Origin of the sequence: Streptomyces sp. NPDC060366, assembly GCF_042725135.1 — a bacterium.
Classification (GTDB): Bacteria; Actinomycetota; Actinomycetes; order Streptomycetales; family Streptomycetaceae; genus Streptomyces.
The window spans coordinates 1-22,294 of sequence record NZ_JBHXDC010000036.1; the positions used below are offsets into that span (position 1 = coordinate 1).

Consider the following 22,294-nt stretch of genomic DNA (forward strand, 5'->3'; position numbering starts at 1 on the left):
TCTTGCTGTCTTGCGTTTCCGACTCTATCAGAACCTTTCGGCGCCTGATTCCCAGTCAGCGGGTTTGTCTTTCCGGCCCTGCGGCCGTTCCGACGAGTGAGACTTTAGCGGAACCGTTCCCCCGACGCTAATCGGGGTTCGCGTCCCTTCGAACGCGGATTCCTCATTTCGCAAAAGCGCACGCAAAGGAGAGCGACCGGATGTCGCACGTTTGCAGTGGTCTTGCGGAATGACCGTCCGGGGATCGACCGGGGTCGACACTCACGTCGGACAGCTCGGAGAACATTACTTTCACGCCTGGGACGTGTCAACTTCGGGTCTCCGGGGTAGGGGCGGCGTACGCTGGCCCCCATGACCACGCATGCGTGCAACTTCAGCTGGCGGGCCGTCTGACGGCGGCCTGCTGACACGTATGCGATCAACGGCCGCCGCTCTGGCGGCCGTTCGCGTTTCTCCCCCGGTTGGAGCTTCGGGAGCCCGGCCCCACGGCGGCGGCTCCGAGCCAGGAGTGGGAAACAGAGATGACGCGGATCTTCAGCGGGGTCAAGCCGACGGGCCATCTGACGCTGGGCAACTACCTCGGAGCCGTACGCAGGTGGGCGGAGGTGGATCAGTACCGGGCGGACGCGCTGTTCAGCATCGTCGATCTGCATGCCCTGACCGTCGAACACGATCCGGCCCGTGTGCGCAGACTCAGCCGGCAGGCCGCGACGCTGCTGCTGGCGGCCGGGCTGGATCCGGCACGGTGCACCGTGTTCGTTCAGAGTCATGTGGACGAGCACACACGGCTCTCCTATCTACTGGAGTGCACAGCCACGGACGGCGAGCTGCGGCGCATGATCCAGTACAAGGAGAAGTCCGTGCGTGCCAAGGACGCCGGGCAGGGTGTGCGGACGTCGCTGCTGACCTACCCGGCGCTGATGGCGGCGGACATCCTCGCGTACCGGACCGACGAGGTGCCGGTCGGTGACGACCAGGCGCAGCACGTGGAGCTGACGCGCGATCTGGCCGAGCGTTTCAACCTTCGCTACGGGCCGACGTTCACCGTGCCCAGGGCCACGCATCCGCCGGTGGCGGCTCGGGTCATGGATCTGCAGGATCCGAGCTCGAAGATGGGGAAGTCCCACGAGTCCGGGGCCGGGATCGTCTATCTGCTGGACGAGACGGACGTGGTGCGCAGGAAGGTGATGCGGGCCGTCACGGACAGCGGGCGCGAGGTGGAGTACGACCCGGTCGCCAAGCCGGGGGTGGCGAATCTGCTGGAGATTCTGTCGGCGTGCGAGGGCGGGAACCCAACTGAGCTGGCCGGTGTATACGAGTCGTACGGATCACTCAAGAAGGACACGGCCGACGCCGTCGTCGAGCTGTTGCGGCCGGTCCGGGCGCGGCATGCGGAGCTCGCGGCGGATCCCGGTCATGTGGACCAGGTTCTGAAGGAGGGTGCGGAGCGGGCCAGGGGGATGGCCCGGCCGGTGGTGGACGCCGCCTATGAGGCGATCGGGCTTCTGCCGGCCGGCTGACGGAATGCGGCGCGGTAGTCGCGCGGGCTGGTGCCGAGGTGGCCGGCGAAGTGCTGGCGCATGGTCACCTCGCTGCCGAAGCCCGTGCGGCCCGCGACCTCGGCCATGGGGAGGTCGGTGCGTTCGAGGAGTTTCTGGGCCGCCGCGAGGCGCTGTGCGATGAGCCAGCGGAGGGGCGTGGTGCCGGTGGTGGCCTGGAAGTGGCGGGCGAAGGATCGGGGGGACATTCCCGCGTGGGCGGCGAGGTCGGTGATGGTGAGCGGCTGGTCGAGTCGGTGCAGGGCGTATTCGCGTACGGCGGCGAGGGCGTCCTCGTCCCGGTCGGCTCGGGGGGTGGGCCTTTCGATGAACTGGGCCTGGGTGCCGGTGCGGTAGGGCGCCGTGACCATCGAGCGGGCGATGGTCGCCGCCGTCTCGGCTCCGTGAGTCGTGCGGACGAGATGGAGGCAGAGGTCGATGCCCGCTGCCGTGCCGGCGGAGGTCCAGATGTTGCCGTCGTGGAGGAAGAGGGCGTCGGGAACGACGGTGACCTGGGGGTGGTGCTCGCGGAGGAGTCCGGTGAGGTTCCAGTGGGTGATGGCGCGGCGGCCGTCGAGGAGGCCGGCCTGGGCGAGGGTGAAGGCGCCGCCGCAGAGTGCGGCGATCGTTGTGCCTCGGCCGTGGGCGCGGCGGAGGGCGTCGAGTACGGGTGCGGGGGCCGGGGTGAGGTGGTCGTCCAGGCCGGGGACGACGATCAGGTCGGCGCGGGTGAGCCAGGCGAGGGTGCGGTCGGGGGTGAGGGTGAGCCCGCCGCGCAGGGCAATGGGCGCGGGGTCGGCGGCCGGACGGTGAAGGTCGAAGGCGGGCACGCCTCGGTCGGTGCGGTCGACGCCCCAGACCTCGGTGATGACCGATACGTCGAAGGCACGGATACCGGGAAAGGCGAGGAGGGCGATGCGTTGAGGAGTGGGGACGGATGCGTCGGCCATGAGTGGCAGTAAACCATCGACCGCTGACTTCTGTACCTCTGGAGGAGGGCCGCGCCCGGCGGCAGCATGGGGTCCATGGAGATAGCCGAGAACGCGGCGCTGGTGATCATCGATGTGCAGCAGGGATTCGAGGAGGTGGAGTACTGGGGTGTGCGGAACAACCCGGAGGCGGACGGCAACATCGCCGCGCTGATCGACGCGTGGCAGGCGAGTGGCCGGCCGGTCGTGTTCACACGGCACGACTCGACGACGCCGGGCTCACCGCTGCGGCCGGGGTACGAGGGGAACAGCTTCAAGGAGTACGTCGAGCGGCGGCGTGGGAAGGGCGCGGCCGGGTCGGAGCTGCTGGTGGTGAAGAACGTGAACTCCGCCTTCTACGGGACGCCGGATCTGGGTGCGTGGCTGAAGGCAGCGGGGATCGGGCAGCTCGTGGTGGCGGGGATCCAGACCAACATGTGCGCGGAGACCACGACGCGCATGGCAGGCAATCTCGGTTACGAGGTGTTCTTCGCGCTCGACGCGACGTACACGTTCGGTCAGGAGGGGGCCTGGGGTTGGGAGTTGAGCGCACAGGAGTTGGCGCGGGCGACGGCGGTGTCGCTGCACGGTGGTGGTTTCGCGAAGGTCGTGACGACGGAGGAGGTGGTGAAGGCGGCGTCCGTCTGACCGTGCGGCGGGGACGTGGCGGTCAGCCGTTGCCGGAGGCGAGTTCGCGGCTGCGGTCGCGGGCCGCTTCGATGGCGGCGATCAGGGCGGCTCGTACGCCGTGGTTCTCCAGCTCGCGGATGGCGCTGATGGTGGTGCCCGCCGGGGAGGTCACAGCCTCACGGAGCTTCACCGGGTGCTCGCCGCTGTCGCGCAGCATGACCGCGGCGCCGATGGCGGCCTGGACGATGAGGTCGTGGGCCTGGGCGCGGGGCAGGCCGAGGAGGATGCCGGCGTCGGTCATCGCCTCGACCAGGAAGTAGAAGTACGCCGGGCCCGAGCCGGAGAGGGCGGTCGCCGCGTCCTGCTGGGACTCGGGGACGCGGGCGGTCTTGCCGACGCCGCCGAAGATCTCGTCGGTGTGGTTGAGATCGGCGGGGGTGGCGTGGCTGCCGCCGGAGATGACGGACATGCCTTCATCGACGAGGACGGGGGTGTTGGGCATGACGCGTACGACGGAGATGCCGGTGGCGAGGCGTTCTTCGATGAAGGCCGTGGGAATACCCGCGGCGGCGCTGATGACCAGGCGGTCGGTGGCGACGTGGGGGGCGAGTTCGTCGAGGAGCTTGCCCATGTCCTGGGGCTTCACGGCGAGGATGAGCGTGTCGGCGCGCTTGGCGGCTTCGGCGTTGGTGACGGGTTCGACGCCGTAGCGGTCCCGGAGCTGGGAGGCGCGTTCAGTGCGGCGGGTGGTGACGAGAAGGTCGGCGGGGCGCCAGCCGGCGCGGATCATGCCGCTGAGGAGAGCTTCGCCGATCTTGCCGGTACCGAGCACTGCGATGGTCTTGGTCATGCGGGGTCACCTCGCCGGTGGGGTGGTTCTGGCGCCTGTCTTCTGGATCAGGTCCGAGCCGTCGTACGGAACATGCGGGCCCATCCTCGCACCGGCGACGGGGGCGGGCTCGCGATGTCCGAGTGTCGGAACGGCGTACTGGTTCCGACCGGTCGGACCGGTCGGTCGGGTCGGTCGGGTCTATGCGGTGCGGCGGCGGAGGGTCGCCGCGCCGAGGCCGAGGACCAGGACCGCGCAGCCGGCGACGATGACGACGTCGCGTACGAAGTTGCCGGTGACGTCGGAGTGGCGCAGGACCTCGTTCATTCCGTCGACGGCGTAGGACATGGGCAGGACGTTCGAGACCGCTTCGAGTACCGGGTGCATGTTCTCGCGTGCGGTGAACAGTCCGCAGAGCAGCAGTTGGGGGAAGATCACCGCCGGCATGAACTGCACCGCCTGGAATTCCGACGAGGCGAAGGCGGAGACGAAGAGTCCGAGCGCCGTGCCGAGCAGGGCGTCGAGGAGCGCGACCAGCAGGAGCAGCCAGGGCGAGCCGACGACGTCCAGGCCGAGGCCCCAGACGGCGAGTCCGGTGGCGAGCAGCGACTGGACGACCGCGAGGGCGCCGAAGGCGAGGGCGTAGCCGGCGATGAGGTCGGCCTTGCCGATGGGCAGGGCGAGCAGGCGTTCGAGTGTGCCGGAGGTGCGCTCGCGGAGGGTGGCGATGGAGGTGACCAGGAACATCGTGATCAACGGGAAGATCCCGAGGAGTGAGGCGCCGATGGAGTCGAAGGTGCGTTCGTCGGCGTCGAAGACGTAGCGGAGGAGGAAGAGCATCACGCACGGGACGAGGATCATCAGCGCGATGGACCGGGGGTCGTGGCGGAGCTGACTCAGGACTCGGGCGGCGGTGGCCAGGGTCCTGGCGCCGGAGAAGGCGCGCGGTGCGGGGGCCGGTGCCGGGGTCACGGTCGGGGTCGGGGTCGGGGCGGCGGTCATCGAGGGGTCTCCTGGAGTGCGTGGGCGTTGGCCTCGTCGACCAGGTGGAGGAAGGCTTCTTCGACCGTTTCGGAGCCGTTCCGGGCGCGCAGGGCGTCGGGGGTGTCGTCGGCCAGGATGGCGCCGTCGCGCATGAGGAGGAGGCGGTGGCAGCGTTCGGCCTCGTCCATCACATGGGAGGAGACGAGGAGGGTGGCCGCGCGGTCGGCGGCGATGCGGTGGAAGAGTTCCCACAGGTCGCGGCGGAGTACGGGGTCGAGGCCGACGGTCGGTTCGTCGAGCACGAGGAGTTCGGGCGTCCCGAGCAGGGCGACGGCGAGGGAGACCCGGTTGCGCTGGCCGCCGGAGAGCCGGCCGGCGAGGGCGTCGGCGTGGGACGCGAGGTCGACGTCGGCGATGGCGCGGTGGACGGTCTCTTCGCGGGCGTCGCGGTGGGAGCGTCTCGGGTCGAGGATCGCCGCGAAGTAGTCCAGGTTCTGACGGACCGTCAAGTCGTCGTAGACGGAGGGCGCCTGGGTGACATAGCCGATGCGGGCGCGGAGCGTGGCGTCGCCGGCCGGGCGGCCGAGGACGTCCAGGGTGCCGGTGACCTTGGCCTGGGTGCCGACGACGGCGCGCATCAGCGTGGACTTGCCGCAGCCGGAGGGGCCGAGGAGACCGGTGATCTGACCGGGCGGTACGGCGAAGTCGAGGTCGCGCAGCACGGTGCGTTCGCCTCGTACGACGCGCAGGCCGCTGGCGCGGATGGCAGCCTCGGATTTATTCATCATGCGATGAATAATGCTCCCGCCCGCGCCGCACCGTCAAGGGCGGGGGGCTCAGCCGAAGCCCGGGACGCGCGGGAGCAGGTCCGGGCGGCGGGACGCCATCCTCAGGACGCCGACCGTCGAGCGGACGATGCCCTCCTTCACATACGCCGCCGGGCGGCCGGTCAGCACACGGTCGCGGGGCGAGTCGTCGGCCCGTACGAACTGGACCAGCCCGTCACGGCGGCCGAGGCTCAGACACTGGAGGTGGTAGGAGAAGCTCAGCGGTTTCGGCTCCTCGCCCCGCAGTTCGGCGATGATCGCGGCCGCGGCCTGCGAGCCGCTGGGAAGGGCCGCGGCGCAGCCCATGCGCAGCGAACCGGCGGTGGAGCTGTGTCCGGCGGCCGAGTCGCCCACCGCGTACACCTCGGGATGGGACACCGACCGCAGCGCCGCGTCGACCTCGACGCGTCCCCCGGCGTCGGTGGCGATCCCGGCGGCGCGCGCCAGTTCGGTGTTGGGGGTCATGGAGGCGGCCCAGACGACGACGTCGGTGTCGATGTCCTCGGGGCCGGCGATACGGCGGCCCTCCTCGACGCGTACGCCCCGGACCGCGAGCGCCGTACGGACATGGGCGCGGCCCTTGCCCGAGAGTCCCGGTCCGACGACGTCCTGTGTGAGAAGGCCGACGCGCCAGCGGGGGTGGGTCTCGGCGATTTCGGTGGCCAGTTCGATCCCGGTGAGGCCGCCGCCCACGACGGTCAGGGCGCCGGGCCCGTCCTGGAGGCGTTTGTGCAGTTCGGTGGCGGACTCGACGGTGTACGCCCGGCCTCGGTCGCCGCGGTCCACGGATCGGGTGCGGCTGCCGAGGGCGAGGACGAGCCGGTCGTACGGAAGGCCCCGGCCGTCGTCGGTGAGGACCTCACGGGCCTCGGGGTCGACGGCCGCCGCGCGGGAGGCGATGTGGGTGATGCCGGTCGAGCGGAGGAACGAGCCGAGGGCGTGGGTGACTTCCGGGCGTCCGGCGGCCCGTTCGTGCAGACGGACGCGTTCGGTGAACCGGTCTGCGGGGTCGACGAGGGTGACATGGGCGTGCGGGGCGAGGCGCAGCGCGCACATCAGCCCCGCGTAGCCCGCGCCGACCACGACGACCCGCTTCTTTCCGGCGGACGGGCCGCCGGGTGAGGGAGAGGAGGGGGAAGGGGAAGCGTTGGTGGGTGTCATACAAAGGGGACGACGCGGGGCGCCCGAATGTAACAGTGAGCGCGGTCACAGACTCCCGAGGTCGAGATGGCGCAGCTTCTCCGGGTTGATCACGGCGTCGACCTCGGTGATCAGCCCACCGTGCACGTTGAATCCGAAGACGGCGCTCTGCCCGCCGACGGGGTCGACCAGCACCACTCCGGGGGAGCCGTTCACCTCCCGTACGACGGCGTGCATCGTCTCGGGGTCGAAGTCGCGCATGAGGCGCCGGGTGAAGCGGACGACCTTCTCGTCGCCGAGGATGGGCAGTCTGGCCGCCATGACCTTGCCGCCGCCGTCCGAGCGCCACACCACCTCGGGGTCGAGGATCTCCAGCAGACCGTCGAAGTCCCCGCCCAGCACGGCCGACAGGAACGCGTCGACGGCGCGCCGGTGTTCGCCCCGGTCGACGGAGCGGCGGGGCGCCTCGGCCCGTACCCGCTGGCGGGCGCGGGAGGCCAACTGCCGTACGGAGTCGGGCGTACGGCCCACCACCTCCGCGATCTCCTTGAACGGCACGGCGAAGACGTCGTGCAGGATGAACGCGGTGCGTTCGGCCGGCGTCAGCCGCTCCAGCACGGTGAGCATGGCGAGGCCGACGGACTCGTCCAGGGTGACCCGGTCCTCGGGTCCGCTCTCGGTGACCACCGGCTCGGGCAGCCACGGCCCGACGTAGGACTCGCGGCGGGCGCGCGCGGAGCCGAGCTGGTCGTAACAGAGCCGGCTGGTGACCGTCGTCAGATACGCCTTCGGATCGTCCACCTCACCGTCGGGCAGCCGCTGCCAGCGCAGCCAGGTCTCCTGGACTGCGTCCTCTGCGTCGGCGACAGATCCGGTGATGCGGTAGGCGATGCCCCACAGCCTCTTTCGCTGCCGCTCGAATTCCGCCAGATCGGCCATGAGCCGGTGCTCCTCTCCCCTGCCGGTGTCAGGCCCGGGACGAGGGGCCCTGTACGACAGACGACACGGAGGGGCGAAGTGTGACAGTCAGCTCCACGACGTACGCCTCCTCGACCAGCCCGCCCGGAAAGACCTTGAGCAGTTCGGCGCGCTCGTCGGCCAGACAGTCCACCGTGGCGTCGTCGCCCAGCAGCCGGAAGAGGGAGTGGCTGCCGAGGTTGGCGAGGTGGGTGTCGATCGGCACGGTGCGCGTCCAGCGCAGCTCGCGCCGTACGGTCGGCGGATCCTCCGGCAGGCTCTCGGCGCGACGGCCGCCGGAGCTGTGGGCTCCGGCGCCGGCGATCAGGTGCAGCCGTCGCTCCTGTGCGGCGACCCAGGGCACGGCGCAGTCGGCGACGTTCCACCACAGGGCGAGCGCGCCGCCGGGCCGCAGCACCCGCAGGGCCTCGGGGACGGAGCGGGCCGGGTCGGTCCAGTGCCAGGACTGGGCGTACGTCACCAGGTCGACCGACGCGTCCGCGATCGGCAGTGCGTCGCCGAAAGCCCTGACCAGCGGGGTGTCGGGCTGGGCGCGGCGGAGCTGAGCGGCCATGCCGGGGCCCGGTTCGACGGCGGTGACGTCGGCGCCGCGCTCACGCAGCAGGCGGGTGGCGATGCCGGTCCCGGCGCCGACGTCGATGACGCGGGAGCCTCGCAGGGGGCGGCCGGACAGTTCCTCGACGGCGTCGAAGAGGACCGGCGGATAGCCGGGCCTGGCGGCGTCGTACTGGCCGGCGACGGCATCGAAGGAGAGTGCGCGATCGGTCATGGGTCCATCCTGACGCGTGGTGTGTTCTCGATCGAGGGACGAGTCCGTCAGGTCCGCCGGGCGGTCACTTGCGCTTGGGGCCCCGGCCTCGCCTGCCTTTGCGGGCGGCCGGGTTGCGCGTACGGGCGGTGCGCCGGCGTTCGTACTGGTTGACGGCCGTCTCGTACTCGCTTCGGCGAAGCCCCTCCCCCGGTGCCTCGGCCAGCGAGCGCAGGAAGTACGCGGTCAGCGAGCCGATGAAGCCGATCGCCTTGAGGCTGCGCAGCGACTCGTCGCGGGCCGGGTCGGCGGGGCGTTTCGTGAAGCCTTCCCAGGTCTTGCGGAAGGCGATGGCGCTGCACACCGCGAACATGACGATGAAAAGGACGCCCATGAAGGAGCCGGCCTTCGCGATCTCCAGGCCCTCGAAGGCGAAGCGCAGCACGAAGCACGCGCCGACGGCGGAGGCCAGTGAGCCGGCGGAGACGGCGACGCGGCGCAGCGCGTAGCCGCCGCCACGGGCGAACCAGGTCGTGCCGAAGAAGCGGATCGGCTCGGGCCGGGGGCCGCCGTCGCCGCCGCTGTCGTCCGTGGACGGCGTCGCCGCCGCGGCGACGGCGGTGGTGGTCTCGGTGGCTTCGGCACTGTCGGACGCGCTCACGCTCTTGCTCTCGCTCACAGGACGATTGTCCCAGTGAGCGAGAGCCCGGCCGGGGCCGGGACCGAGCGCCGGTTCAGGCGCAGCGTGGGGCGACGTACCCGTCACTCCCTGTTCTGACGTACGCGTCCGAGACGAACTCGCCGTTGGCGATGTTGTCCCAGAGTTTCGACGTCCCGTACGGCCCGGACACCGACTCGCCCGGCTTCTGGCAGTTGACCGGGACCCTGGCGTCGTACGGCAGGACGCGTACCAGCCGGTAGTGCGTGCCCGGACCCGAGCGCACGTTGACGCGGTAGCCCGGCGCGATCGGGTATCTGACGACCGCCGCCGCGAGTGTTCCCACCCCGGCGTCGGCGCCACCCGCCTCGGCGTCCGTGCCCGTCTGCTGGATCTCTCCGACCTCTCCTGCCTCTTCAACAGCCATCGCTGTACTCCCCCTTGGTGATCTTGTTGAATGTTCACTCTCTGCGACGCGCAGGCTAGCAAGACCCTTCAGCCACAGCCGCACCTTCGACTAGGCTCCGTGAGTCGCGCGCTCGCAGAAGCGACACGGGGGACACACACATGGAATACGCCGGGAGTTACCGCCTTGAGGCCTGCCTCGGCTCCGGTGGCATGGGCGTGGTGCATCTCGCGCGCTCCGCGTCGGGGCTGCGCCTGGCCGTGAAGGTGGTGCACCAGCAGTACGCGGCGGACCCGGAGTTCCGGGCCCGCTTCCGCCAGGAGGTCGCCGCCGCGCGCCGGGTCAGCGGTGCCTTCACCGCGCCCGTCGTGGACGCGGACCCGGATGCCGAGCGGCCCTGGATGGCCACCTCGTACATCCCGGGCCCGACCCTGGCCGAACAGGTCAAGAACAACGGGCCCATGGCCCCGGCCGAGTTGCGCCGGCTGACGGCGGGGCTCGCCGAGGCGCTGCGGGACATCCACCGGGCCGGTGTCGTCCATCGCGACCTCAAGCCGGGCAACGTGCTCCTCACGGACAACGGCCCCAAGGTCATCGACTTCGGCATATCGCGGCCGGTCGACAGCGATCTGCGCACCGAGACGGGGAAGTTGATCGGCTCGCCGCCGTACATGGCGCCGGAGCAGTTCCAGCGCCCGCGTGAAGTGGGGCCCGCGGCCGACGTATTCGCGCTGGGCTCGCTGCTGGTGCACGCGGCGACGGGCCGTGGGCCGTTCGACTCGGACAGCCCGTACATCGTCGCCTATCAGGTGGTGCACGACGAGGCGGATCTGGTCGGACTGCCCGCCGATCTGGTGCCGTTGGTCGGGCGGTGCCTCGCCAAGGACCCGGAGAAACGTCCCACGCCGGACGAGATCATGTCGGAGCTCCGCCCGCCGTCGTACGAGGCGGACGCCTTCATACCGGCTCAACGGCGTTCCGTGGAGCGGCCGTCGACGGCTCCGGCCGGGGAGCAGCGCACCCATGTCGGGGCGCGGTCGCCGTCGGGCCGCGCGCCCGCTCCGAGTCCGGCGACGAAGTCGGGCCCGAGCTCGGAACGGGGCGCGCTCCGGGGCACGAAGCGGGATCCGGCGGAGCCGAGGACCGCGGCCGGCCGTCGTCAGCGGGCCAAATGGCCGGCGCTCGCGGTCGGCGTCGCCGTGCTCGTGTACGGCGGCCTCTGGGCCGCGCAGGGCTTCGGCGATACGCGGACGTCGTCCGCCGGCCCGGCGGGCTCCGGCGCGGTGGAAGCCGCGGACCCGGCCTTCGAGCCGTGGCGGGCCCGGTCCATCGGGGACGCCGCCGAGCGGGGCGTCGCACCGGCCTGTTCGTACACACCGAGCCTCTCCGGCGTCTCGGCGACACTGATCTGCTCCACGCAGGGCGTCGCCGCCGCCCGGCTCGACCCCGCCGACGGGCGGGTGATCTGGTCGCAGGGCGCGGAAGCCGACGGCACGGACGTGCCCGTCGTCTCGGGCGGTCTGGTCCACGCCGTCCTCACCACGTCGAAGGGCGCGCGGCTGCGGGCGTACGAGAAGGACGACGGGGCCCCGGTCTGGAGCAAGGGCCTCTCCGGCTACCGGGGCGGCGTCCACCACGCCGACGACACCGTCCTGCTCGTGAACGACGACGGGCGGGTGGAGGCGCTGAACGGCGGGACGGGCAAGACGCGTTGGGAACGCCGGCTGCCCGGACACTCCGCTCCCGTCTTCTCCTTCCACAGTCCGGCGAGCGGTCACTCCTACGCAGCCGAGCAGTCGGGCGACGGCCGTGCCACGCTGGTCAGCGCGGTGGAACCGAAGACCGGTGAACTCGCCTGGCAGCGTCGGCTCGACGGATACCTCACGCCGGTGGCCAACGAGCGCGGCGTCCTGTTCCTCTCCTCGCTCGACCGGAACTCGATGACGGACGCGGTCGTGCGCTACGACCCCGCGAGCGGGGACGTGCGCCGTGTCCCGCTGCCCTACGTCGTGCCCCAGGCGCAGCTCGCCGTGCGCGACGGCACCGCGTACCTGCTGGCGCGCGGCGGGACGCTGCTGGCCCTCGACACCACTCGTAAGGGCGAGAACACCCAGCCCCGCTGGGAGTTGGAGACCGATGTCGCCCGGTCGTCCGTTCCCGTCGTGACGGCCGGGGACCGGCTCTACTTCTCCGCCGCCGACGGGCAGCTGATCACGGTCGACACGGCTGACGGCGCGCTGATCGGCCGTACGAAACCACGTCTGCTGTCGGGCAAGCTCGCCTACATGTCGTCGCTGCCCGCCCCCGCCGTCGCTCCCGGCCGGGTCTACGCGGGTGCGCCGGACGGGTCCGTCTTCGCCGTGGACAGCGAGGACCCCGGCACCTGGTGACGCGCACCGGGTGCCGGGGTCCTCGCTGTCCGACCGAATGTCCTACCGGCCGTGGTGATGTCCGCTCGTACTGATGTCTGGCAGTGCTGATGTCCGGCCGTGTCGGCCCAGTTGGGAGACGTCCCTGACCGCGCCCTTGTCCGCGCTCGTGGCCATGGCCGCGTACGCGCGCAGCGCCACGGAGACCTTGCGCTCGCGTGCGACCGGCTCGTACACCCCGTTCAGCGCGTCCCGCCGGACCGCCAACTCGTCTTCCCCGACGAGCAGTTCGATCGAGCGTCCCGGGATGTCGATCCGGACGCGGTCGCCGTCCCGCACCAGCGCGATCGTCCCGCCTGACGCCGCTTCCGGCGAGGCGTGGCCGATCGACAGGCCCGACGTACCGCCGGAGAAACGGCCGTCGGTGACCAGGGCGCACGCCTTGCCCAGGCCCAGGCCCTTCAGATACGACGTGGGGTAGAGCATCTCCTGCATGCCGGGGCCGCCGCGCGGACCCTCGTAGCGGATGACGATCACATCGCCCTCCTTGATCTCCTTACGGAGGATCTTCTCGACGGCCTCGTCCTGCGACTCGCAGACGACGGCCGGGCCCTCGAAGGTCCAGATCGACTCGTCCACACCCGCGGTCTTCACGACACAGCCGTCGACGGCCAGGTTGCCCTTCAGCACGGCGAGTCCGCCGTCCTTCGAGTACGCGTGCTCCACGGAGCGGATACAGCCGCCCTCGGCGTCCAGGTCGAGCGTGTCCCACCGCTCGGACTGGGAGAACGCGGTCGCCGAGCGCTTGCAGCCGGGCGCCGCGTGCCACAGCTCAACGGCCTCCGCGGAGGGTGAACCGCCGCGCACGTCCCATGTCTTGAGCCACTCGGCGAGCGTGTCGGAGTGCACCGAGTGCACGCCCTCCTCAAGGAGGCCGCCTCGGTACAGCTCGCCCAGGATGGCGGGGATGCCGCCGGCCCGGTGGATGTCCTCCATGTAGTACGTGCCGCCGGGCGCCACGTTCGGCGCGACCTTCGACAGGCACGGGACGCGCCGCGAGACGGCGTCGATCTCGTCCAGGCCGTAGTCGAGACCGCCCTCCTGGGCGGCGGCGAGGAGGTGCAGGATCGTGTTCGTGGAGCCGCCCATGGCGATGTCGAGCGCCATGGCGTTGTCGAAGGCCGCGCGGGTGGCGATGTTGCGCGGCAGGACGGTCTCGTCGCCGCCTTCGTAGTAGCGCTTGGTGATGTCGACGACCGTGGCGCCCGCGTTCTCGTACAGGGCCTTGCGCGCGGTGTGCGTGGCGAGGACCGAGCCGTTGCCGGGCAGGGCGAGACCGATGGCCTCGGCGAGACAGTTCATCGAGTTCGCGGTGAACATGCCGGAACAGGAACCACAGGTCGGACAGGCGTTCTCCTCGATACGGAGCATGTCCTCGTCCGAGACGGACTCGTTCACGGCGTCCGAGATCGCGTTGATCAGGTCCAGCTTGCGGACCGTGCCGTCGACCAGGGTGGCCTTGCCGGCCTCCATCGGACCGCCGGAGACGAAGACCGTGGGGATGTTGAGGCGCATCGCGGCCATCAGCATGCCCGGCGTGATCTTGTCGCAGTTGGAGATGCAGATCAGCGCGTCCGCGCAGTGCGCCTCGACCATGTACTCGACGGAGTCGGCGATCAGATCACGGGACGGCAGGCTGTAGAGCATGCCTCCGTGGCCCATCGCGATGCCGTCGTCCACGGCGATGGTGTTGAACTCGCGCGGCACGGCGCCCGCGGCCTTGATCGCCTCGGAGACGATCCGGCCGACGGGGGCGAGGTGGGTGTGTCCGGGGACGAACTCCGTGAAGGAGTTGGCCACGGCGACGATCGGCTTGCCGATGTCCTCGCTCGCTACGCCCGACGCCCGCATAAGGGCGCGCGCGCCCGCCATGTTGCGGCCGTGGGTGACAGTGCGGGACCTCAGCTCGGGCATCGTCGCTCGCTCCTTCGGCAGATCCTTCGGCGGGAATGACTTTTTCGAGCCTACGCCCACCGCTCCAAGATCTGGACGGTCGTTCCGGAATGCGGGACGGCCGTTCAGCTTTCGGTCCGGCCGGTCCGGGCCGGTCCGGACCGCTCAAGCCTCGGTCCGACCCCGCTCACGCCTCGGTCAGATACCGCTGGAGTGTCGGCGCGACGATCCTGACGATCTCCTCCGTGTCCACGGATGCCAGCGGCTCCGCCTTGAGCACGTACCGCAGGATCGCGATCCCGATCATGTGCGAGGCGGCCAGCTCGGCGCGGAGGGTGGGGTCCGGTACGTCCAGCTCGACCGCGATCCGCTCCAGCAGCCGCCGCAGCACGAACTTGCGCAGCATGGCCGCCGCGGCCTCGTTCGTCACCGCGGACCGCATGATCGCGAGCAGCGGGGCCCGCGACACCGGGTTCTCCCACACGCTGATGAAGTAGCGGGCGAGGCGCTCGCCGATACCCTCCTGACCGCCGCCGAGCAGCGCGGGAAGGACCAGCGCGGGTTCGAAGGAGACCTCGATGGCCGCGCCGAAGACCTCGTCCTTCGTACCGAAGTAGTGATGCACGAGGGCCGGGTCCACGCCGGCCGCCTTCGCGATGCCGCGCACGGACGTCTTGTCGTAGCCGCGCTCGGCGAACTCGTTACGGGCCGCGTCGAGGATCCGCTCGCGGGCACCGGGGCCGGTGTCCGCGTCCGAGCGTGCGGGGCGGCCGCGGCGGCGCGGGGCCGTACCGGTCATGGGCGGCGGATCCGGGGCCGGACGTGGGACACGCGGGGCTGCGGTGCCCGGCTCTCCGAAGGGGACCCGGCGGGGGGCTCCGCGGCGGAACCGGCCGACGACGCCAGGTGCAGCCGGGTGAAGGCCAGCGCCTCCGCCAGATCGGCCTCGCGTTCGGCCGAGGACATCGCGCGCCGTGTGTTGACCTCGATCACGACATGACCGTCGAAGGAGCTGCCCGCCAGCCGTTCGAGCAGTTCGGCGCAGGGCTGGTTGCCGCGTCCGGGCACCAGGTGCTCGTCCTTGGCCGAGCCGTTGCCGTCGGCGAGATGGACGTGCCCCAGCCGGTCGCCCATGCGGTCGACCATGGACATCGCGTCGGCGCGGGCGGTAGCTGTGTGCGACAGGTCGACGGTGAAGTGGCGGTAGTCGTCCTTCGTCACGTCCCAGTCGGGGGCGTACGCGAGCACCTCGCGGTCCCGGTAGCGCCACGGGTACATGTTCTCGACGGCGAAGCGCACGTCCGTCTCGTCGGCCATCCGCCAGATGCCGGAGACGAAGTCGCGGGAGTACTGGCGCTGCCAGCGGAACGGCGGGTGTACGACGACGGTGGAGGCGCCCAGCCGCTCGGCGGCGGTCCGTGCCCGCTGGAGCTTGGTCCACGGGTCCGTCGACCAGACACGCTGCGTGATCAGCAGACATGGCGCGTGGATGGCGAGGATCGGCACGTGGTGGTAGTCGGACAGACGGCGCAGGGCCTCGACGTCCTGGCTGACGGGATCCGTCCAGACCATGACCTCGACGCCGTCGTACCCCAGGCGCCCGGCCATCTCGAAGGCCGTCGCCGTGGACTCCGGATAGACGGAGGCTGTCGACAGGGCGACCTTCGCATCCGGGATGCGCACCACTGGTTCTGCCACGGAGACAGGGTACGGGCACCGGCAGGCGCCATCGCGGGCATCGCAGCGGAAAGTGACGAGAGCAACGGCCCACCCTCCTGGGGAGGCGGACGTCGGACCTCCCCTCCTTGGGCGGACGTCAGACCTCCGTCGTGGGCAGTTGGTCCAGCCGTCGCAGGATCACGCCCTCGCGCAGCGCCCACGGACAGATCTCCAGCTCCTCGACACCGAAGAGATCCATCGCCGCCTCGGCGACCAGCGCGCCCGCGAGCAGCTGCGACGCCCGCCCGTCCGAGACGCCGGGCAGCCCGGCACGCCGCGCGGCGGTCATCGTCGCCAGCTTCGGGACCCACTCCTCCAGCGCCTTGCGGCTCAGATCGCGCTGTACGTAGAGCCCCTCGGCGGAGCGGGCCGCCCCGGCGATCCGCGCGAGCTGCCGGAAGGTCTTCGAGGTGGCCACGACATGGTCCGGCTCGCCGAATCGGGTGAACTCGCCGACCGTACGGGCGATCTGGGCCCGCACATGACGGCGCAGCGCGCGTACGGCCTGCGGATCGGGCGGGTCACCGGGCAGCCAGCCGGCGGTGAGACGGCCGGCGCCCAGGGGCAGGGACACCACGGCGTCCGGTTCCTCGTCGATGCCGTACGCGATCTCCAGCGAGCCGCCGCCGATGTCCAGGACCAGCAGTTTCCCGGCCGACCAGCCGAACCAGCGGCGCGCCGCGAGGAAGGTCAGCCGGGCCTCCTCGTCGCCGCTGAGGACCTGGAGGTCGACGTCCGTCTCCTGCTTGATCCTGGCGAGCACCTGGTCGGCGTTGCTCGCCTCGCGCACGGCCGACGTGGCGAACGACAGCACCGCCTCGCAGCCCTTGTCCTCGGCGGCCTGTAGCGCCTCGGCGATGGTCGCCACCAGCCGCTCGACACCGTCGGGCCCGATCGCGCCGTCCGCGTCGAGCAGCTCGGCGAGTCTCAGCTCTGTCTTGTGCGAATGGGCGGGCAGCGGCCGCGCGCCGCGGTGGGCGTCGACCGCCAGCAGGTGGACGGTGTTCGAACCGACGTCGAGAACTCCGAGTCTCATGGGCGAACGCTACTGCGACGACACGCATACGCTGGAGTCGTGCCGAAGACGAAAAAGGCGAAGCCGGGCAAAGCCGGGCGCGCGAAGAAGCAGCACGAGCAGGGTCCGTCCGACGAGAAGGGGCTGGACTTCGCCCGGTCGTGGGTCGAATTCCCTGATCCGGCGGACGACGAGCAGGTCTTCCGCTGCGATCTGACGTGGCTCACCTCGCGGTGGTCCTGCATCTTCGGCAGCGGATGCCAGGGCATCGAGGCGGGCCGCGCCGACGACGGCTGCTGCACGCTGGGGGCGCATTTCTCCGACGAGGACGACGAGAAGCGCGTCGCCGGGCATGTGAAGCGCCTCACGCCGGAGCTGTGGCAGTTCCACGACGTGGGGGCGGAGAGCGGCTGGACGGAGACGGACGACGACGGCGCCCGCAAGACGCGCCGCTGGGACGGCTCCTGCATCTTCCAGAACCGGCCCGGCTTCGCCGGTGGCGCGGGCTGCTCGCTGCACATCCTGGCGCTGCGCGAGGACCGCGAGCCGCTGGAGACGAAGCCCGACGTCTGCTGGCAGCTGCCGGTGCGGCGTACGTACGACTGGATCGACCGGCCCGACGAGTCGCGGGTGCTCCAGGTGACGATCGGCGAGTACGACCGCCGGGGCTGGGGCCCCGGCGGGCACGACCTGCACTGGTGGTGCACGTCGGCGACGTCGGCGCACGGCGCGGGTGAGCCGGTGTACAAGACGTACGCGCCCGAGCTGACCGAGCTGATGGGCAAGGCGGGGTACGACGCGCTGGCCGAGCTCTGCGAGGCACGGCTGGCGAGCGCGCTGCCGCTCGTCGCCCCGCACCCGGCGGACCCGCCCCCGGCGGCCTGACACCGGCGTATGAACGCGCGCCCGCTCACGGCGACGAGGGCGGCGTGTCCGGCCCGCCCGGACCGGTCGGGCCGCCCGGATCGTCGGGCGAGGACGGCGGGTCGCTCGGCTGCCCCGTGCCGGGATCCGTCGGATCGCCCGTACCGGGCGGCGGACCGGTGGGGTCGGACGGGCCAGGATCGGTCGGTTCGCCCGGGTCGCTCGGGCCGGGGCCGGCGGTGCCCGGCGGCGGTGAGGCGGGCGGACGCGTCGGGTGCGTCGGCCTGCCCGGCCCCGGGTGGGACGAGGACGGCGGCCTGGAACCGTAACCGCTGATCGCGACCACCGAGCCCGCCGGGGTCAGCCCGATCCGGGCGCTCCACGGGCCGGACGGCTCGCGCGCGTGGTCCACGTGGACGTGGACGGTGACGGACCTGCCGGGGGCGAGCGTGCCGGAGGTACGGCTCAGCCGCAGCCACGACGCGCTGGTCCAGGCCGACCAGGAGACGGGCTCGGCGCCGGTCGCGGTGAGCGTGATCCTCGTACGGTCGCCGGTCGACTCCGCCGTCACGGAGAGCCGTCCCGAGCCCGTTCCGGGTGTGCCGGACGGGGCGCCCGTCCCGTCGCTGATGACCTCGACCGAGACGTCCGGGTCACGGCTGCCGGTGGCGAAGGGGTCACCGGGACGGTTCTCGGCGTTCCCCGCGTTCTCGTAGTTGTCGTACGGATCGGCCCCCTGCGTACCGCGCCGCTCGGCGTCCCCGGCGCTGACCGACGTCCCGCCGTGGCCCTCGCCGGTCGGCGGCGCGCCCCGGTACGCGGCCCAGAGGGCGAGCACGGGCGCGGCCACGACGGTCGCCACGACGGTGGTGGTGACGGCCCGCGAGCGCAGCCGGTCCCGGCGGGCGGCGCGGTCCTTCGGGTCCATGGGGAAGCCGTTGCGGCCGAAGCGCGGGGTCGTGGCACGGGCGCGCGGGGTGTTCGTCATGGCGCCGTACGCCGCCGCCCGTGGAGCGTCGACGAGCGGCAGGACGGCGGGTGAGGCGGCCCAGGAGGGCACGCCGGACGACGTGGGCCGGGCGGCGCGCGCGGAGGCGGCCGAGCCGGGCCAGGGGCCCGCCGCCTCGGCGCGCTCGGCGGCGCGGCGGCAGCGCGGGCAGTCGTCCACGTGCCGGACGAGCTCGCGGCGGAGCGCGGCCGAGAGCAGCACCTGGTCGTCGCCGGTGAGCCGGGCGACGGCGGGGCAGTTGCCCGTCTCGACGACGGCGAGCGCGGCCCTGGTGCGCTCGACCTCGCAGGCTGCGGAGTTGAGCAGTTCGCGGGCCGGCATGAGCTCCATGGACAGGACGGCGGCCACGTCGCGCGCGCCGAGCCGGTGGCGTACGGCGAGTTCGAGGGCTTCGCGCTGCTCGGGGGTCGTACCGGCTGCCTCGGGCCAGGCCAGCATGGCGAGTTCACGCCGCCGGCGCTCGGCGACCTCCGGCGGGACGTCGGCCCCCGCGGCGGCCCCGAAATCTCCGCCGGGCTCACCACGACGGCCCGAGTGCGCCCCCGGGCGGCTCCCCCGCCGCTCGCCGAGCCGCCGCAGACAGGCCCACCGGGCCAGTGCGTAGAGCCAGGCCCCGCGCTCCCCCGCGCCCGCCGGGCAACGCCCGTAGTGGCGCTCGGAGATGGCCAGGACCTCGCCCAACACCTCGGTGGCGGCGTCGTGGTCGCACAGCACGGAGAGGCAGTACGTGAACAGCCCGTCCAGATAGGGCTCGTAGCGCACAGGCGGCCGGCGCGTCTCCGATCGGGGCGTGCGACGGGGCGCACGGTGTGCGCCGGTGGTGTACCTGGGGGGCTCCAGCCTGCTGCTCGTCACCCGGCGACGGTAGACACGGGAGCGCACGACCCTCCCCACCCTCGCCTACATTTAATCCTTACGGGTGAAACGTCTCCTGTGACCGTTTCCTGGGGCCGGGACCGCCGGAACGGCCACCGCGGTAAGGGTTGTCAGTGGTCGCCTATACGGTGGCGCCATGGCTGTCGCCCGTACCAAATCCGCCAAGGACCGGCCGTCCTACCGCTGTACCGATTGCGGTTGGACGACCGTCAAGTGGCTCGGCCGCTGCCCCGAGTGCCAGGCCTGGGGCACGGTCGAGGAGTACGGCGCGCCCGCCGTACGGACGACGGCGGTCGGCCGGGTCAGCACCCCGGCCCTCCCGATCGGCCAGGTCGACGGCCGTACGGCGACGGCGCGCTCGACGGGCGTGGACGAGCTGGACCGCGTCCTGGGCGGCGGGCTCGTGCCGGGAGCCGTCGTGCTGGTGGCCGGTGAGCCCGGCGTCGGCAAGTCCACGCTGCTCCTGGACGTCGCGGCGAAGGCGGCCGGCCCCGAGCACCGCACGCTGTATGTGACGGGTGAGGAGTCGGCGAGCCAGGTGCGGCTGCGCGCAGACCGCATCAAGGCCATCGACGACCATCTCTATCTCGCGGCCGAGACGGACCTCTCCGCCGTCCTCGGGCATCTCGACGCGGTCAAGCCGTCGCTGCTGATCCTCGACTCCGTACAGACGGTGGCGTCGCCGGAGATCGACGGCGCGCCCGGCGGCATGGCCCAGGTCCGGGAGGTCGCGGGCGCGCTCATCCGGGTCTCCAAGGAGCGGGGCATGTCCACCCTGCTCGTCGGCCACGTCACCAAGGACGGCGCGATCGCGGGCCCCCGGCTGCTGGAGCACCTGGTGGACGTGGTGCTGTCCTTCGAGGGCGACCGGCACGCGCGGCTGCGGCTGGTGCGGGGCGTCAAGAACAGGTACGGCACGACGGACGAGGTCGGCTGCTTCGAGCTGCACGACGAGGGCATCACCGGCCTCGCGGACCCCTCCGGCCTCTTCCTCACCCGCCGGGACGAGCCGGTCCCCGGCACCTGCCTGACCGTTACGCTCGAAGGCCGCCGCCCGCTCGTCGCCGAGGTGCAGGCGCTGACGGTCGACTCGCAGATCCCGTCCCCCCGGCGCACCACGTCCGGCCTGGAGACCTCCCGCGTCTCGATGATGCTGGCCGTTCTCGAGCAGCGCGGCAGGATCAGCGCGCTGGGCAAGCGCGACATCTACAGCGCGACGGTCGGCGGTGTGAAGCTCTCCGAGCCGGCCGCGGACCTGGCGATCGCGCTCGCCCTGGCCTCGGCGGCGAGCGACACCCCGCTGCCGACGAATCTTGTCGCGATCGGCGAGGTGGGCCTCGCGGGCGAGGTAAGACGGGTCACGGGAGTCCAGCGCAGACTGGCCGAAGCGCACCGTCTGGGCTTCACGCACGCCCTCGTCCCGACCGATCCCGGGAAGATCCCGGCCGGTATGAAGGTCACGGAAGTCGCCGACATGGGGGCCGCTCTGAGCGTGCTTCCGCGCCGGGGTCGGGCGGAGGCCCCACGGGACGGCAAGGACCGCCGGTAGACTTTGCCCTGGTCTCGCCCATCCGTACGAGCCGGAGGAGTGCAGTGGCAGCCAACGACCGGGCAGCAGCACCCGGAAAGTCCGGTGGTGGCTCCGGTGGATCCGGCACCGAAGCGCTGATGCGCGCCTCACTGAGCGCCGTGGCGCCCGGCATGGCGCTGCGTGACGGCCTGGAGCGGATCCTCCGGGGGAACACCGGCGGTCTCATCGTCCTGGGTATGGACAAGACCGTCGAGACGATGTGCACGGGCGGCTTCGTGCTGGACGTGGAATTCACCGCGACGAGGCTCCGCGAGCTCTGCAAGCTCGACGGCGCGCTCATTCTTGACAAAGACATCACCAAAATTCTGCGGGCCGGTGTCCAGCTCGTGCCCGACGCCTCCATCCCGACCGAGGAGACCGGTACGCGCCACCGCACGGCGGACCGGGTGTCCAAGCAGTGCGGGTTCCCGGTGATCTCCGTGTCGCAGTCGATGCGGCTGATCGCGCTGTACGTGGACGGGGAGCGCCGGGTCCTGGAGGAGTCGGCGGCGATCCTCTCGCGCGCGAACCAGGCGCTGGCGACCCTGGAGCGGTACAAGCTCCGGCTGGACGAGGTCGCGGGCACGCTCTCCGCGCTGGAGATCGAGGACCTGGTCACGGTCCGGGACGTGACGGCGGTGTCGCAGCGTCTGGAGATGGTGCGCAGGATCGCCACGGAGATCGCCGAGTACGTGGTCGAGTTGGGCACCGACGGGCGGCTTCTCTCCCTTCAGCTCGACGAGTTGATCGCGGGCGTCGAGCCCGAGCGCGAGCTCGTCGTACGGGACTACGTGCCGGAGCCGACGGCGAAGCGGTCCCGTACGGTCGCCGAGGCGATGACCGAGCTGGACGCGCTCTCCCACACCGAGCTGCTCGAACTGCCCGTCGTGGCCCGCGCGTTGGGCTACAGCGGTTCACCCGAGACGCTGGACTCCGCGGTCTCGCCACGCGGTTACCGGCTGCTGGCCAAGGTGCCGCGGCTGCCGGGCGCCATCATCGAGCGGCTGGTCGAGCACTTCGGCGGTCTCCAGAAGCTGCTGGCGGCGAGTGTCGACGATCTCCAGACGGTGGACGGCGTGGGCGAGGCGCGGGCGCGCAGCGTGCGCGAGGGGCTGTCGCGGCTGGCGGAGTCGTCGATCCTGGAGCGGTACGTCTGAGGTACGGGCAGGGCCCACGTACGTAGGAGGGCGGCACCACCGCGTCGGTGGTGCCG

General features: G+C 71.6%; 19 protein-coding genes and 1 pseudogene. 6 read left to right on the forward strand and 14 right to left on the reverse strand.

Features of this window, described 5'->3' with window-relative positions; translation table 11 throughout:
• The first annotated feature begins 521 nt into the window (after positions 1–521).
• Positions 522–1,520, forward strand: coding sequence for a tryptophan--tRNA ligase (gene trpS, locus ACFWHU_RS37945; RefSeq protein ID WP_387230860.1), 999 nt, complete (start codon positions 522–524; stop codon positions 1,518–1,520).
• On the opposite strand, the gene ACFWHU_RS37950 is transcribed toward trpS, so the two are convergent.
• On the reverse strand, positions 1,487–2,488 hold the full coding sequence (locus ACFWHU_RS37950; RefSeq protein WP_387230862.1) for a GlxA family transcriptional regulator: 1,002 nt from the start codon (positions 2,486–2,488) through the stop codon (positions 1,487–1,489). The genes trpS and ACFWHU_RS37950 overlap by 34 nt on opposite strands.
• A gap of 75 nt (positions 2,489–2,563) precedes the next feature.
• Between ACFWHU_RS37950 and ACFWHU_RS37955 the strand changes: the two genes are divergently transcribed.
• Positions 2,564–3,154, forward strand: a complete 591-nt coding sequence (locus ACFWHU_RS37955; RefSeq protein WP_387230864.1) for a cysteine hydrolase family protein — start codon at positions 2,564–2,566, stop codon at positions 3,152–3,154.
• A gap of 22 nt (positions 3,155–3,176) precedes the next feature.
• On the opposite strand, the gene proC is transcribed toward ACFWHU_RS37955, so the two are convergent.
• From proC to ACFWHU_RS37995, 8 genes are all read right to left on the reverse strand, one after another.
• Positions 3,177–3,986 (reverse strand): pyrroline-5-carboxylate reductase, encoded by an 810-nt coding sequence (gene proC / locus ACFWHU_RS37960; RefSeq protein WP_387230866.1) that lies wholly within the window; start codon positions 3,984–3,986, stop codon positions 3,177–3,179.
• Between the two features lie 180 nt (positions 3,987–4,166).
• The gene (locus tag ACFWHU_RS37965) at positions 4,167–4,967 is read right to left on the reverse strand and encodes an ABC transporter permease (protein ID WP_387230868.1); all 801 of its coding nucleotides are present in this window, start codon (positions 4,965–4,967) and stop codon (positions 4,167–4,169) included.
• A complete protein-coding gene (locus ACFWHU_RS37970) occupies positions 4,964–5,737 on the reverse strand; it encodes an ABC transporter ATP-binding protein (protein WP_387230870.1) in 774 nt (257 codons plus the stop codon). The genes ACFWHU_RS37965 and ACFWHU_RS37970 overlap by 4 nt, the downstream gene beginning before the upstream one ends.
• Positions 5,738–5,785: 48 nt before the next feature.
• Positions 5,786–6,937, reverse strand: a complete 1,152-nt coding sequence (locus ACFWHU_RS37975; RefSeq protein ID WP_387230872.1) for an NAD(P)/FAD-dependent oxidoreductase — start codon at positions 6,935–6,937, stop codon at positions 5,786–5,788.
• Positions 6,938–6,982: 45 nt separating this feature from the next.
• Positions 6,983–7,855 carry an RNA polymerase sigma factor SigJ gene (sigJ, locus tag ACFWHU_RS37980; protein ID WP_385798263.1) on the reverse strand — a complete coding sequence of 291 codons (873 nt, stop codon included), beginning with the start codon at positions 7,853–7,855 and terminating at the stop codon, positions 6,983–6,985.
• 28 nt (positions 7,856–7,883) lie between these two features.
• Entirely contained in the window at positions 7,884–8,663 is a 780-nt protein-coding gene (locus tag ACFWHU_RS37985; RefSeq protein ID WP_385798265.1) for a class I SAM-dependent methyltransferase, read from the reverse strand.
• A 64-nt stretch (positions 8,664–8,727) separates the two neighbouring features.
• Entirely contained in the window at positions 8,728–9,303 is a 576-nt protein-coding gene (locus ACFWHU_RS37990) for a hypothetical protein (protein ID WP_387230882.1), read from the reverse strand.
• Positions 9,304–9,376: 73 nt separating this feature from the next.
• Positions 9,377–9,727, reverse strand: coding sequence for a hypothetical protein (locus ACFWHU_RS37995; RefSeq protein WP_385798267.1), 351 nt, complete (start codon positions 9,725–9,727; stop codon positions 9,377–9,379).
• A gap of 140 nt (positions 9,728–9,867) precedes the next feature.
• Here ACFWHU_RS37995 and ACFWHU_RS38000 point away from each other — a divergent pair, with 140 nt between their 5' ends.
• Entirely contained in the window at positions 9,868–12,096 is a 2,229-nt protein-coding gene (locus ACFWHU_RS38000) for a serine/threonine-protein kinase (RefSeq protein WP_387230875.1), read from the forward strand.
• A 105-nt stretch (positions 12,097–12,201) separates the two neighbouring features.
• Here the strand turns inward: ACFWHU_RS38000 and ilvD are convergent.
• The 4 genes and pseudogenes from ilvD to ACFWHU_RS38020 form a co-directional block, all read right to left on the reverse strand.
• Positions 12,202–14,049: pseudogene (ilvD, locus tag ACFWHU_RS38005) on the reverse strand (dihydroxy-acid dehydratase); the annotation flags it as partial.
• 166 nt (positions 14,050–14,215) lie between these two features.
• On the reverse strand, positions 14,216–14,827 hold the full coding sequence (locus ACFWHU_RS38010) for a TetR family transcriptional regulator (RefSeq protein ID WP_385798273.1): 612 nt from the start codon (positions 14,825–14,827) through the stop codon (positions 14,216–14,218).
• A complete protein-coding gene (locus ACFWHU_RS38015) occupies positions 14,824–15,726 on the reverse strand; it encodes a sugar phosphate isomerase/epimerase family protein (protein ID WP_387230877.1) in 903 nt (300 codons plus the stop codon). Before ACFWHU_RS38015 ends, ACFWHU_RS38010 begins: the two co-directional genes overlap by 4 nt.
• 118 nt (positions 15,727–15,844) lie before the next feature.
• The gene (locus ACFWHU_RS38020) at positions 15,845–16,783 is read right to left on the reverse strand and encodes a Ppx/GppA family phosphatase (protein WP_385798277.1); all 939 of its coding nucleotides are present in this window, start codon (positions 16,781–16,783) and stop codon (positions 15,845–15,847) included.
• A gap of 39 nt (positions 16,784–16,822) precedes the next feature.
• On the opposite strand from ACFWHU_RS38020, the gene ACFWHU_RS38025 reads away from it, so the two are divergent.
• Entirely contained in the window at positions 16,823–17,647 is an 825-nt protein-coding gene (locus tag ACFWHU_RS38025; protein ID WP_385798279.1) for a hypothetical protein, read from the forward strand.
• 25 nt (positions 17,648–17,672) lie between these two features.
• Here the strand turns inward: ACFWHU_RS38025 and ACFWHU_RS38030 are convergent, their stop codons facing one another.
• Positions 17,673–19,490 (reverse strand): hypothetical protein, encoded by a 1,818-nt coding sequence (locus ACFWHU_RS38030; RefSeq protein WP_387230879.1) that lies wholly within the window; start codon positions 19,488–19,490, stop codon positions 17,673–17,675.
• 157 nt (positions 19,491–19,647) lie between these two features.
• Between ACFWHU_RS38030 and radA the strand changes: the two genes are divergently transcribed.
• On the forward strand, positions 19,648–21,060 hold the full coding sequence (radA, locus tag ACFWHU_RS38035; protein ID WP_385798283.1) for a DNA repair protein RadA: 1,413 nt from the start codon (positions 19,648–19,650) through the stop codon (positions 21,058–21,060).
• Between the two features lie 44 nt (positions 21,061–21,104).
• Positions 21,105–22,238, forward strand: coding sequence for a DNA integrity scanning diadenylate cyclase DisA (gene disA, locus ACFWHU_RS38040; RefSeq protein ID WP_078075735.1), 1,134 nt, complete (start codon positions 21,105–21,107; stop codon positions 22,236–22,238).
• The last annotated feature ends 56 nt before the right edge of the window (positions 22,239–22,294 follow it).

What these genes read in the sequence shown, in the direction of transcription:
- trpS (WP_387230860.1), top strand. Translation starts at nt 522, where the DNA reads ATGACGCGGATCTTCAGCGGGGTCAAGCCGACGGGCCATCTGACGCTG.
- ACFWHU_RS37950 (WP_387230862.1), bottom strand. Translation starts at nt 2,488, where the DNA reads ATGGCCGACGCATCCGTCCCCACTCCTCAACGCATCGCCCTCCTCGCC.
- ACFWHU_RS37955 (WP_387230864.1), top strand. Translation starts at nt 2,564, where the DNA reads ATGGAGATAGCCGAGAACGCGGCGCTGGTGATCATCGATGTGCAGCAG.
- proC (WP_387230866.1), bottom strand. Translation starts at nt 3,986, where the DNA reads ATGACCAAGACCATCGCAGTGCTCGGTACCGGCAAGATCGGCGAAGCT.
- ACFWHU_RS37965 (WP_387230868.1), bottom strand. Translation starts at nt 4,967, where the DNA reads ATGACCGCCGCCCCGACCCCGACCCCGACCGTGACCCCGGCACCGGCC.
- ACFWHU_RS37970 (WP_387230870.1), bottom strand. Translation starts at nt 5,737, where the DNA reads ATGATGAATAAATCCGAGGCTGCCATCCGCGCCAGCGGCCTGCGCGTC.
- ACFWHU_RS37975 (WP_387230872.1), bottom strand. Translation starts at nt 6,937, where the DNA reads ATGACACCCACCAACGCTTCCCCTTCCCCCTCCTCTCCCTCACCCGGC.
- sigJ (WP_385798263.1), bottom strand. Translation starts at nt 7,855, where the DNA reads ATGGCCGATCTGGCGGAATTCGAGCGGCAGCGAAAGAGGCTGTGGGGC.
- ACFWHU_RS37985 (WP_385798265.1), bottom strand. Translation starts at nt 8,663, where the DNA reads ATGACCGATCGCGCACTCTCCTTCGATGCCGTCGCCGGCCAGTACGAC.
- ACFWHU_RS37995 (WP_385798267.1), bottom strand. Translation starts at nt 9,727, where the DNA reads ATGGCTGTTGAAGAGGCAGGAGAGGTCGGAGAGATCCAGCAGACGGGC.
- ACFWHU_RS38000 (WP_387230875.1), top strand. Translation starts at nt 9,868, where the DNA reads ATGGAATACGCCGGGAGTTACCGCCTTGAGGCCTGCCTCGGCTCCGGT.
- ACFWHU_RS38010 (WP_385798273.1), bottom strand. Translation starts at nt 14,827, where the DNA reads ATGACCGGTACGGCCCCGCGCCGCCGCGGCCGCCCCGCACGCTCGGAC.
- ACFWHU_RS38020 (WP_385798277.1), bottom strand. Translation starts at nt 16,783, where the DNA reads ATGAGACTCGGAGTTCTCGACGTCGGTTCGAACACCGTCCACCTGCTG.
- radA (WP_385798283.1), top strand. Translation starts at nt 19,648, where the DNA reads ATGGCTGTCGCCCGTACCAAATCCGCCAAGGACCGGCCGTCCTACCGC.